The sequence below is a fragment of the Mesorhizobium sp. M1169 genome (assembly GCF_040318345.1).
Taxonomy (GTDB): domain Bacteria; phylum Pseudomonadota; class Alphaproteobacteria; order Rhizobiales; family Rhizobiaceae; genus Mesorhizobium.
Window position 1 is genome coordinate 102154 of the sequence record NZ_JAMYME010000001.1, and the last position, 11898, is coordinate 114051.

The window sequence follows — 11898 nt, forward strand, 5'->3', positions numbered from 1 at the left end:
CTTATCCTGCCTTGGTCCTTGGATCGAGCAGCCGGTAGAGCAGGTCGGAGAATAGATTGATGGCGATGAAGACCGAGCCGATGATGATCGTGCCGCCAAGCACGGCATTCATGTCGGCGTTCTGCAGCGAGTTGGTGATGTAGAGGCCGATGCCCGGCCACGAAAACACTGTCTCGGTCAGCACCGAGCCTTCGAGCAGCCCGGCATAGGACAGAGCGATCACCGTGACCATCGGCACCGCGGCGTTGCGCAGCGCGTGACCCCAGATGATGCGCGTTTCCGACAGGCCCTTGGCGCGCGCTGCGACGATGTATTCCTGGGTGAGTTCGTTCAGCATGAACGAGCGCGTCATGCGGCTGATGTAGGCGAGCGAGAAATAGCCGAGTAGCGAGGCCGGCAGGATGATGTGGCGGAAGGCATCGGCAAATACGTCCCACTGCCGCTGCCAGAGCGCATCCAGCAGGTAAAAGCCGGTAATCGGCGTGAAGGTGTATTCGTAGACGACGTCGAGCCGGCCGGGAAAGGCGACCCATTGCAGCTTGGCGTAGAACAGCACCAGCGCCAGCAGCCCCAGCCAGAAGATCGGCACGGAATAACCGACAAGGCCGATGATGCGCACGATCTGGTCGATGACGCTGCCGCGCCGCACGGCGGCCAGCACGCCAAGCGGCACGCCGATCACCGAACCGATCAATGTTCCCAACGTCGCCAGTTCGAGCGTCGCCGGAAAGGCGCGGCGGATATCGGTCATCACCGGATTGGTGGTCAGCACCGAGGTGCCGAAATCACCGTTCAGGGCATGTTTGACATAGATGTAGAACTGCTCGACCAGCGGCAGGTCGAGTCCCATCTCGCGGCGCGTTCGTTCGACGACGTTGGCCGGCGCCCGGTCGCCGAGCACCGCCAGCACCGGGTCGATCGGGATCACGCGGCCGATGAAGAAGGTCACCGCGAGCAGACCGAGATAGGTCGTTATTGCGATGACCAGGAACCGGGCGATCGATGAGGCCACGGCAACGGCGCGGGCGCCGCCGCGCCCTGCCGTCACTTCGCTTTCAACTACGCTCATACGGCGCGTCCGCCGGCATCACTCCCCGGCGTCACTCCTTCGAGACGGGGCCGACGAAGTTGGTGTCAAAGCTCGGGCCGAGCGCAAAACCCTTGAGGTTCTTGCGCAGGCCGGCCACTTCCAGCTGCTGGTGGATGATGACGAAGGGGCTGGTATCGAGGATCTTCTTCTCGAGATCCTGGTACATTGCGGCGCGCTTGGCCGCGTCCTTCTCGAGCAGGGCGGCTTCGGTTTGCTTGGTCAAGTCCGGGATGTCCCAGGCGTTGCGCCAGGCCAGCGTCTTGGTCTTGCCTTCATCCGAATTGTCCGGGTTGCTGGCAAAGGTCTGGGCATTGGAGTTCGGGTCGAAATAGTCCTGGCCCCACTGGCCGATATAGATGTCGTGGTTGCGGGCGCGGTATTTGGTCAGCGTCTGCTTGCCGTCGCCGGGGATGATCTCCAGCTTGATGCCGGCCTGTCCCAGCGTCTGCTGGATCGATTCCGCCATGCCCGTCGTCGGCTGCCCGGTGCGCACGTCCATGGTGACGCTGAAGCCGTCGGCGAGGCCGGCCTTGGCGAGCAGTTCCTTGGCCTTGGCGACGTCGAGCTTGAACGGATTCTCGTCCAGCTCGCCAAGCACGCCTTTCGGCAGGAAGGTCTGATGGATCTCGCCGATGCCCTTGAGGATGGTCGAGCTCAAGGCGTCGTAGTCGACCAGATATTTGAACGCCTGGCGAACCTCGGGCTTGGCGAGGTTGGCGTTCTTCTGGTTGAGGCTGATGTAATAGACCGTGCCCTTCGGCGCGCTGGTGGTGGTGAGGTCGGCATTCTTGGCGATCGCATCGAGGTCGTTCGGTTCGAGATTGCGGGCAACGTCGATGTCGCCGGCCTCCAGCGCCAGGCGCTGGCCAGAGCTTTCCTTCATGTTGCGATAGATGACGCGGGCAAGCTTGGCCTTCTCGCCGTAATAATTGTCGTTGCGCTCCAGCACGACGGCCTCGTTGGCGCGCCATTCGCGCAGTTTGAAGGCACCGGAGCCGGCATAACCGGTCTTTAGCCAGGCATTGCCGAAATCATTGTCCCATTTGTAATCGGCGCTCGGCGTGACCGCCGCGACATGCTCCTTGACCAGCTTGGCGTCGACGACCGAGGCGACCGTCGCCGACAGGCAGTTCAGCACGAAGCTCGGCGCATAGGCCTTGTCGACCGTGAACTGGAACGTGGTGTCATCAACGGCCTTGGCCTTCTCGGTGACGTTGCCGCCATCGATACCGAACTGGCCGATAATAAAGGCCGGGCTCTTGTCGAGCTTGATGGCGCGCTCGAACGAATAGGCGACGTCGGCCGCCGTGATCGGATTGCCGGAGGCGAACTTGAGGCCGGGCTTGAGCTTGAACGTGTAGGTCAGGCCGTCGTCGGAGACGCTCCAGCTTTCGGCGAGATCGCCTTTGACCTTGGACGTGTCGCTGAGGTCGAGGCGTACCAGAAGATCATAGGTGTTGCCGGTGACCTCTGCGGTCGACAATTCGAATGCTTCGCCCGGATCCATGGTGATGATGTCGTCGATGGCGAAACCCTCGACCAGCGTGTCGGCGGGCGTGACCGCGAAGGCAGGCGCACCGGCCAGGAGCAGCGCGGACATAGCCGCGCCCGCGAGCAAGAAGCGGGAGCGTAGAGCAAACTTTTCCATCATCATTTTAACTGTTCCCTGTTTTTGTTGACCTGAGTTCCCGGCTCAGGGTTGTGGCATTTCTTGCCGCGTCGAACGGTGATCCCCGGACCGTTGTCTTGGCAATTTTTTGTGCGGTTCCGGTTCACCATATCCGGCGGTTTCGAGCGCGGCAACGAGCATTTGCAGAACGGTCGATTGGGCCAGACCGGCGGTGCGAAAATCCGGCTATTTCAGCGCGGTAACCAGGTCGGCGTCGGGAAAGCAGGTAGCGGAACGGCCGTTGCTGGCCTGCCATTTGCCGATCGAGCGGCGCGTCTTGAAGCCAGGCAGGCCGTCGGCGCTGCCGACATCGTAGCCCTTGGCTTCCAGCGCCCGCTGCAGGGCGGCGATGTCGGAGCGGTAGAGCCCGCCGACCGCGCCCCAATTGCCCGAGAAATTGCTGTCGCCATGGGCGATGCGATCGGCGCCATGGCCGATGAACAGGGCATAGAGATCGCTGGTGTTATACTGCTTCAGCACATAGAAATTGGGGGTGACGATGAAGGTCGGGCCGCTACGCCCGGCCGGCATCAAAAGAAAGCCCTCGGCTTTCAGTTCGCTCGCCGGGAACGGTTTACCCGACACACGCCTGATGCCCATATCAGCCCATTGGGAAATCTTCTTGCCCTGGTCCGGACCTTCAAGCGAGCACGAGACGCTGTCCGGCACAGTCACCTCGAAGCCCCAGCCGCGGCCCCTGACCCAGCCATAATGGACGAGATAATTGGCGATCGATGCCAGTATATCGGGCGTCGAATTCCAGATGTCGGTGCGGCCGTCGCCGTCGAAATCGACGGCATGCTTGAGGAACGATGTCGGCATGAACTGCGGCTGGCCAAGCGCGCCTGCCCAAGACGATTTCATCGCGCCGACCGGGCAAGCCCGCGCTCGACGATCTCGAGCGCAGCCAAGAGCTCGGTGCGGAAGAATTCCTTCCTGGTCGACATGAACGCCTTGGTGCCCAGCACCTCGAAGGCGTCATAAGGCATCTTCGCCGCGCCGAAGCCGCTCTCGCGGCCCCAGATCGCCAGCAGCACTTCGCCAGGCACGCCGTAGCGTTTCTCGATCGCGGCAAGCGTCCTGGCGTTGGTCGCCTCGCGGGTGCGGCCGCCGGCGGTCACCGCTCGGACTATCTTTTCAGCGAAATAGGCGCCCGGCGAACCGAATTCGGCCTGATGCTGCTTCTGCGGCGTCGTCGCCTTCTCGCCCGGCTTCACCAGGTCGGGCAGCCTGAGGTTCGGCTTGACGCCGTCGAAAGCGGCATCGAAGGTTTTCCTAGAGATGCCTTTGGCCTTGGCTTCGGGCCAGAGGTCGTTGCTGAGCCAGGCGTGGAACTGGTCGTCGATTTTTGCGGCGGAGGCGGGAGTGGCGAGGAGGAAGGCGAGAAAAAACGCGACGGCCAGCCTGCGAAGTCGGCGTCCTGTCGCGCCCCCCTCTGTCCTGCCGGACATCTCCCCCTCCAGGGGGGAGATTGGCTGTCGCGTCTGTTTTCGCCAATCTTCAACGTCGCAAGCTTGGCGGGGATATCGAGGCTGCCAATCTCCCCCCTTGAGGGGGAGATGTCCGGCAGGACAGAGGGGGGCGCGACAGAATGCAATCATCACAGAAGCACCCTTCCCGCCGCTCGCCTCAAAACACTGTCCGCGACTTCAGTGCTGCGGCCAGCGTACCTTCGTCGAGATAATCGAGTTCGCCGCCGACCGGAACACCGTGCGCCAGGCGCGTCACCTTGATGTCGAAGCCGGAAAGCTGGTCGGTGAGGTAGTGCGCGGTGGTCTGGCCCTCGACCGTGGCGTTGACGGCGAGGATCACTTCCTTGACTTCGCCGCCGGCGACGCGATCGACCAGCGAACGGATGTTGAGCTCATCAGGACCAATGCCGTCGAGCGGCGACAGCGTACCGCCGAGCACATGGTAGCGCACGTTCATGGCTGTCGCCCGCTCCAACGCCCAAAGGTCGGCCACGTCCTCGACGACGATGAGTGTAGTGGGGTCGCGGCGGGGGTCGGTGCAGATCATGCATGGATCTGAGGTATCGACATTGCCGCAGGTCGAGCAGATGCGCACCTTGTCGACCGCCTCGCCCATGGCGGCGGCGAGCGGCGCCAGCAGCTGTTCCTTCTTCTTGATGAGGTGGAGTGCTGCGCGCCGTGCCGAACGCGGACCGAGCCCCGGCACCTTGGCCAGCAGCTGGATCAGGCGTTCGATCTCGGGACCGGCGATTCGCTTCGACATCGCACCGGTTTAGGATTTTTCCGCACGCTTTGGAACAGTTGAGCGGCCAGGGGCTCCGCTCTTCCCTTCTCCCCTTGTGGGAGAAGGTGGATTGGCGCGCAGCGCCAAGACGGTTGAGGGGTGTTGGCCGGAGCGCCGTCGATGCCAAGCTGGAGCACCCCTCATCCGACCTCGCTCCGCGAGGCCACCTTCTCCCACAAGGGGAGAAGGGAAGGCCGACGTCGCGGCCAGTGCTGCCGCCCTCAGTTTTCTTCCAGTGGCCGGGTCTGGCCGGCGATCATCGCGCCGATGGCGTCGGTGTTCTCGGGCGTCGCCTCGAACGACATTGTCGGCTCTGCCGGCGCGGCCTGGAAGGAGGTGACAGGCCGCTCGCTCGCGGTTCCGCCAAAACGGGCCGCATCCGGCTCCTGCATTGGTTCCTGCAGCGCCACAAGCATCGGCTTCTCCGCCGTCGCCTTCTCCGGGGTCGCCATTCCGGCGGTCACCCTTGTCTGCTTTGCCGGCAGCGATGCGGCGGCGGTCACATAGGTTGCCTTGGCAAATGTCGGCTTGACCTCGCGAGCCGGCTCCGCCGAGGCGACAAGTATGGCCTGAGCGGCAGGCGCTTGCGGCTTGGCCTGGGCCATGGCGACCACCGGTTCGTCCGGCAGCGGCTGCCAGTTGCGGCCGCGCTTTTCATAGAAAGCATTGCCGCCGGCGACCATGGTGTAGTGCATGTTCTTGTAGGGGAAGCGCAGGCCGGCGGTGTGGAAGAACATGGTGTTCTTCAGCTTGGCTTTGCGCTCGCCCTTGAGCACCGCCTCGGCGGCTTCCTCGACGTCGGGCATCGCCTTCGAATTCATCGGCCGTGTCATGACGCCCGGCGCGAACTGCCCGCGCTCGCCGACGACCTGGCAGATGGTGTTGCCGTGATTGCCGGACCGCAGCCGGTTCATCACCACGGTGCCGACCGCAATCATGCCGTCACGGCTGGAGCGGTTGGACTCGAAGAACATCGCCCGCTCCAGGCATTCCTTCTCCTTCGGCGTGGAATTGTAGGAGCGCGAGCTCAGGAAACTCGGCGTAATGGCATCGGTCAGGCTGGACATGCCGTGCGAGGCGGTCTGACTGCAAGCGGCCAAAAACAGCGGCGAGATAACGACGCCGAGCCGCAACGGCGTCTTCCATCGGGTAGAGATCAACAGGTGTCCCCTCAATTCTGCTGCCAGCCCGCCCCTGGTTGCGGCAAGAATGAGACACTTTCAGGCAAAAAGATGGCTAAAGCGTTATTAAGTGTGGGGAGTTGCCCAATAGACACAGTTGGCGGGCTTCCGAGAGCCGGAGCGGAGCGTATTGTTTCGTGAGCACCGGAAGCGCAGGAAGCCGCCGTTTGCAGGCCGGCATCACCTGGATATCAACACACCTTAGAACGGCAGTTTCATTCCCGGCGGGATCGGTAGGCCCGCGGTCAGCGCCCTGGTCTTCTCCTGCATGATCTGCTCGACCTTGGTCCTGGCGTCGTTGTGGGCAGCGAGAAGCAGGTCCTCGAGAATCTCGACCTCGTCTTCCTTGAACAGCGACGGGTCGATCTTCAGCGACTTCATCTCGAATTTGCCGGTCAGCGTCACGCTGACCAGGCCGCCGCCGGCCTGCCCGGTGGCTTCCAGCGTGGCGATCTCATCCTGCATGGCCTGGAACTTGGCCTGCATTTCCTTTGCCTTGCCCATCATGCCGAGAAGGTCTTTCATCGCACGGTCCTTTGCAGCTGGTGCTGGTTGTTCAGGTTTCGTCGTCGTCGGCCGGCGGCTCGACCGGCACTTCGGCCTCGTCGGCTTCCGGCGCGTCGGGAATGCGCACGTCGATGATCTTGGCACCGGGAAAGCGCGCCAGGATGGCGGCGACCGTCGGGTCGCTCTTGGCATCGAGGAAGGCGTTTTCGCGCTTTGTCGATTCCACCTCGGCCAAGGTCTGGCCGCCCTCGTCCTTCGACAGCGACACCAGCCAGTTGCGGCCCGTCCAGGCGCGCAGCTTGGCGGTCAAATCATTGAGCAACATCTTCGGCGCGTCGTCGGTCAGGCTGACGTCGATACGACCGGGCTCGATGCGCACCAGGCGCACGCAACGCTTCACCAGCACCTTGAAGGCCATGTCGCGCTGGACGTCGGCAAGGGCGACAATGTCGGCCAGCGATTTCACCGGCACCGGCGGCGCCTCGACCGCCGGCTCCGGCGGAGCAACGAAGTTGGTCGGCACGGGCTCGGCCTCGACCAGGCGCATCGTCTCGACCAGGCGCATTGTCTGGGCGCCGCCATTGGACGTCGGCATCCGCGCCTGCGCCACGGCGCCATCGCTTGCAGGCGCATGGTTTGCGGGGCCGGGGCTTGCCGGCGTGCCATTCACGCGCGGCGCAGCGCCCGGCAGTGTGCCGCCGTTCTCCAGCGATTTCAGCGCCTCGTCCAGCGTCGGCAGGTCGGCGGCATGGGCCAGCCGGATCAGCACCATCTCGGCGGCGCTGACCGGGCGGTTGGAGGTCTGCACCTCGGGAATACCTTTCAAGAGCATCTGCCACGTCCGCGACAGCACCTTGACCGACAGCGTGCTGGCGAAATCGGCGCCGCGCCGGCGCTCGTCCTCGGACAGCGAGGCGTCGTCGATGGCAGCCGGCACGAAACGCAGACGGGTGACCAGATGGTTGAACTCGGCAAGGTCGGTCAGCACCGCGGCAGGATCGGCGCCGGTATCGTACTGGGCACGGAATTCGGCAAGTGCGGCGGCGACGTCGCCCTTCATGACATGTTCGAACAGGTCGACGATGCGGGCACGGTCGGCAAGGCCGAGCATGGCACGCACCGCTTCGGCGCTGACCGCGCCGCCGCCATGGGCGATCGCCTGGTCGAGGATCGACTGCGCATCGCGCATCGAGCCTTCGGCCGCGCGCGCGATCATCGCCAGCGCATCGTCTTCGACTTCGATGCCCTCCAGACCGGCTATCCTGGCAAGGTCGGCCTTGATCATTGCCGCATCGATGCGCCTGAGGTCGAAGCGCTGGCAGCGCGACAGGACGGTGATCGGCACCTTGCGGATTTCGGTGGTGGCGAAGATGAACTTAACGTGCGGCGGCGGCTCTTCCAGCGTCTTCAGCAGGCCGTTGAAGGCCTGGTTGGAAAGCATGTGCACTTCGTCGATGATGTAGACCTTGTAGCGCGCCGACACCGGGGCGTAGCGCACACGCTCGATGATGTCCCTGATGTCGTCGATGCCGGTATGCGAGGCGGCGTCCATCTCGATGACGTCGACATGCCGGCCTTCCATGATCGCCTGGCAATGCTCGCCGAGCACGGCAAGGTCGACGGACGGCTGGTCGACGGACGATGTTTTGTAGTTCAGGGCCCGCGCGAGTATGCGCGCGGTCGTCGTCTTGCCGACGCCACGCACACCGGTCAGCATCCAGGCCTGGGCGATGCGGCCGGTGGCAAAGGCATTGGTCAACGTGCGGACCATCGGCTCCTGGCCGATCAGTTCGGAGAAATTCGACGGTCGGTATTTGCGCGCCAACACGCGGTAGGCGGCAGGCTTGTCCAATTTCCCGGCCTCGTTTCCGGCTTCGCTCATTCGCCCGTTAAGCTCCAAGGGCTGCCACTGGAGGCGGCCGATTCCTGCGCATAATTTCGCCCGCGCGGCTTGGCGCCGTCAATGTCGGGGTAAAAGGCGAAGAGGCGGGAGGCTGGAACAATGACCCGTTCCGGGCTCGTTAGGGCTGCTTCCTTCCGGACCTGACCCGGTTGGCGAGTGGACCGTCCACCACCAACCTCCCAGCCTCCATATCGGCAATCCGGCGATGAAATGCAAGTGCGGATGATAGGGTCCTTGAGCGATGGCGAAAGCTGAAACCAAAAACCCGCCTCGGCGGGCGGGTCGTTGGTGCGAATAATCACCATAGCGAGATTAGTAGCATAGCTGCCGGCACAAAGCAAGAACAAAATGTGGCCGCGATCAAAATCGTCAATCTCGGCGGGGCAGCGCCAAGCTGATGCAATTTGCCCGGGCCTCACTTCTTCGCGCACAATCAGCGCCGCGACGGCCAATGTTTGTTGCTGCCCCTTGCGGCCCTTCGGAAGCCGCTCTAGCGTCGATGGAGTTCAAAAAACGTCAAAAAGTGAGGGAAACGCCGATGCTGCCGGGCCTCAAGGCCGGATTCACGCTTGACGCCCAGCTGGAAGCCGACAGCGAACAGCTGATGTGGCTCGGCCTGTGCGAATTGCGCGTCATGAACGACCGCCGCTGGCCATGGCTGCTGCTGGTGCCGCAGCGGCCGGGCATCGAGGAAATCCACGACATGACGCCGCTGGACCAGGCGATGCTGACCTTCGAGACCAACATGGTGGCGCTGGCGCTGAAGCGGGTGACCGGCTGCACCAAGATCAACACCGGCGCACTCGGCAACATCGTGCGCCAGCTGCATGTACACGTCATTGCGCGCTCGGAAGGCGATCCCGGCTGGCCCGGCCCGGTGTGGGGGCACGGCCTGCGCGAGCCCTATCAGCGCTCCGACCTTCGCAAGTTTGCGGAAAAGATCAAGGCAGCGTTATAAGCCTCTCCCGTGTCCACCTTGAACCTTCCCGAGTCTGCATGAGCTTTCGCCTGTTTGACGCGCCCTTGCGCGAGCCGAGCCAGTTTGTCGGCTTCGCCGGCAACATTATCGACCGGCAGTCCGAAAACCGCGCCGACGATTCCGTCGAAAAGGCACTCGCCGATCCCTCGGCGCGGCTTTTGCTGATGCGTGGCGGCCGGCTCTATCTGAAGCTTGCGCAAGGCGCATTCGACCCCTGGTTCGGCGTGGCCGAATGCCGGCCGCTCGAAGCATCGCTCGAAAACGGCGTCCTGCTCGGTTTTTCCGAAAGCGGCCCGGTGCTGGCGGTGCCGGCCGGGGTCGAGCCCGAGCAGCTTCCCGAGACGATCAAGGCGATCGACTATCGCTCGGTCTATATGCAGGGGCTGATCGACGAAGCGGCGGCCGGCGCGCTGGCGCAAGGGGCGGCGCTGCTCGCCTGGCATGCCAGCCATCGCTTCTGCAGCAAATGCGGCACCGAAGCCGCGATGCGGGCGGGCGGTTACAAGCGGCATTGCTCGGCCTGCGGTACGGAGCACTTTCCGCGCACCGACCCGGTGGCGATCATGCTGACGGCAACACGCGAAAAATGCCTGCTCGGCCGCGGCCGGCATTTCGGGCCCGGCATGTATTCGGCGCTCGCCGGTTTCATCGAGCCGGGCGAGACGATCGAGGCGGCGGTGCGGCGCGAAACGCTGGAGGAAGCCGGCATCAGGCTCGGCCGCGTCGTCTACCACGCCAGCCAGCCCTGGCCGTTCCCCTATTCGCTGATGATCGGCTGCTTCGGCGAACCGCTCAACGACGATATCCAGCCCGACCTCAACGAGCTGGAAGATTGCCGCTGGTTCTTTCGCGACGAGGTGCTCTCGATGCTGGCCCGCGAGCATCCGGGCGGCCTGGTGACACCGCCGAAGGGGGCGATCGCCTACAACCTCATCCTCGCCTGGGCCGACAGCGCGTGACACGAAGACATCGCAGGAGCAAAGAATGATCCGTCACACCGTCGTGTTCACGCTGAAACACCCGCCGCATTCGCTCGAGGAAAAACAGTTCCTCGCCGAGGCCAAGAGGATTCTCACGGCGATAAAGGGCGTCACACAGTTCGAGCAGTTGCGGCAGGTCAGTCCCAAGAACGAGTACCGCTTCGGCTTCTCGATGGAGTTCGCCGATCAGCGGGCCTATTCCGGCTATAACGACCATCCCGACCACGTCGCCTTCGTCCGCGACCGCTGGATCCCCGAGGTCGCGGCGTTTATGGAGATCGACTACGTGCCGCTCGGCTGGGGCTGAGACTGGAAAGCGGCGCTCTAAAAAATTAATACCCGGCGTCGCGATCCACCACATTTTCCAGCGCTTCGCCGCGCTCGAAAGCATCCATCTGACGCAGCATGATCGGCGCCAGGTGGACCGGATCGGAGGTTGCCGCCGCGTGCGGCGTCACGAACACTTTGGGGTGGCTCCATAGCGGGCTGGTCTTCGGCAGCGGCTCGACCTCGAACACGTCGAGGCTGGCTTCCTTCAGCGTGCCGTCGTCCAGCGCGCGCAAAATGTCGGCGTCCTTCTGCAGCCTGCCGCGCCCGGCATTGATCAGCACTGAGCCGCCGAGCCCGTTGCGCTTGCGCAGCTCCTTCAGCACGCCGTGGTTGATGATGCCGTGCGTCTGCGGCGTCAGCGGCAGCAGCACCACCACGATGTCGGTGGCGTTTAGGAACGGGATCAGGCCGGTCTCGCCCGCGTAAGTCGAGACACCTTGCATCGGCCGATCGCTGCGCGACCAGCCATTGACGGGAAAGCCGAGCGACAACAGCACCGATGCCGCCGCGCGGCCAAGCGTGCCGAGCCCCATAATGCCGACCGAGATGTCGCTGGCCGGCCGCTGCTGCGGTTCATGCCAGATCTTCTTCTGCTGCTGGGCGCGGTAGAGCATGCCCTGGCGATGGTGGTCGAGCACCCGCCAGACGACGTATTCGGTCATGTACTGGGTCAGGTTGTCGGCCACCACCTTGACGACCGGTACGTCGGGCAAGGTGGGATCGGCGAAGATGTGGTCGACGCCGGCGCCGATCGAGAAGATGGCGCGCAGATTGGGCAGCGACGACAATAGGTTCGGCCGCTGTTTCCACACCACCGCATAGGTGATCGAGGGATCGCCGGCGCCATTCGGCTCGAGCACCACCTCGCGCTCCGCCGACAGCAGTTCGCGCCAGCGCAGCGGATGAATACCGGTGAGGGCAAGCAGGATGCGGCCTTTTTCCATTGCGGATTGTTTTTCCCTTTTTACCAACAGCGTTCGCGTCCCGACGCGCAAGGCGCGGC

The 11898-nt window shown here is 63.7% G+C and carries 10 protein-coding genes, 1 other RNA gene and 1 pseudogene; 3 read left to right on the top strand and 9 right to left on the bottom strand.

What is annotated here, in order from left to right:
* Position 1 precedes the first annotated feature (1 nt).
* The 8 genes and pseudogenes from NKH41_RS00465 to ffs form a co-directional block, all read right to left on the bottom strand.
* Positions 2 to 1069, bottom strand: a complete 1068-nt coding sequence (locus NKH41_RS00465) for an ABC transporter permease (protein ID WP_352448583.1) — start codon at positions 1067 to 1069, stop codon at positions 2 to 4.
* A gap of 31 nt (positions 1070 to 1100) precedes the next feature.
* A complete protein-coding gene (locus tag NKH41_RS00470; RefSeq protein ID WP_352770749.1) occupies positions 1101 to 2744 on the bottom strand; it encodes an ABC transporter substrate-binding protein in 1644 nt (547 codons plus the stop codon).
* A 201-nt stretch (positions 2745 to 2945) separates the two neighbouring features.
* Positions 2946 to 4210: pseudogene (locus tag NKH41_RS00475) on the bottom strand (lytic murein transglycosylase).
* Positions 4211 to 4388: 178 nt separating this feature from the next.
* Positions 4389 to 4994: a recombination mediator RecR gene (recR, locus tag NKH41_RS00480; protein WP_023676872.1), complete on the bottom strand. Its 606-nt coding sequence runs from the start codon at positions 4992 to 4994 to the stop codon at positions 4389 to 4391.
* 242 nt (positions 4995 to 5236) lie between these two features.
* Positions 5237 to 6175, bottom strand: a complete 939-nt coding sequence (locus NKH41_RS00485) for a cell wall hydrolase (RefSeq protein WP_352770744.1) — start codon at positions 6173 to 6175, stop codon at positions 5237 to 5239.
* Between the two features lie 222 nt (positions 6176 to 6397).
* Entirely contained in the window at positions 6398 to 6721 is a 324-nt protein-coding gene (locus NKH41_RS00490) for a YbaB/EbfC family nucleoid-associated protein (protein WP_023676870.1), read from the bottom strand.
* Between the two features lie 31 nt (positions 6722 to 6752).
* Entirely contained in the window at positions 6753 to 8585 is a 1833-nt protein-coding gene (locus tag NKH41_RS00495) for a DNA polymerase III subunit gamma/tau (protein WP_352770742.1), read from the bottom strand.
* 104 nt (positions 8586 to 8689) lie between these two features.
* Positions 8690 to 8786, bottom strand: an RNA gene (gene ffs, locus NKH41_RS00500) — signal recognition particle sRNA small type.
* Positions 8787 to 9144: 358 nt separating this feature from the next.
* Here ffs and NKH41_RS00505 point away from each other — a divergent pair.
* Genes NKH41_RS00505 through NKH41_RS00515 form a run of 3 tightly spaced genes read left to right on the top strand, consistent with a single transcriptional unit; the run spans position 9145 to position 10872 of the window.
* Positions 9145 to 9564, top strand: a complete 420-nt coding sequence (locus NKH41_RS00505; protein ID WP_023676868.1) for an HIT family protein — start codon at positions 9145 to 9147, stop codon at positions 9562 to 9564.
* Positions 9565 to 9602: 38 nt separating this feature from the next.
* Positions 9603 to 10544 (top strand): NAD(+) diphosphatase, encoded by a 942-nt coding sequence (nudC, locus tag NKH41_RS00510; protein ID WP_352770740.1) that lies wholly within the window; start codon positions 9603 to 9605, stop codon positions 10542 to 10544.
* A gap of 25 nt (positions 10545 to 10569) precedes the next feature.
* A complete protein-coding gene (locus tag NKH41_RS00515; protein ID WP_352770737.1) occupies positions 10570 to 10872 on the top strand; it encodes a Dabb family protein in 303 nt (100 codons plus the stop codon).
* 25 nt (positions 10873 to 10897) lie between these two features.
* Here the strand turns inward: NKH41_RS00515 and NKH41_RS00520 are convergent, their stop codons facing one another.
* A complete protein-coding gene (locus NKH41_RS00520; protein ID WP_352777336.1) occupies positions 10898 to 11839 on the bottom strand; it encodes a 2-hydroxyacid dehydrogenase in 942 nt (313 codons plus the stop codon).
* Positions 11840 to 11898: the final 59 nt, after the last annotated feature.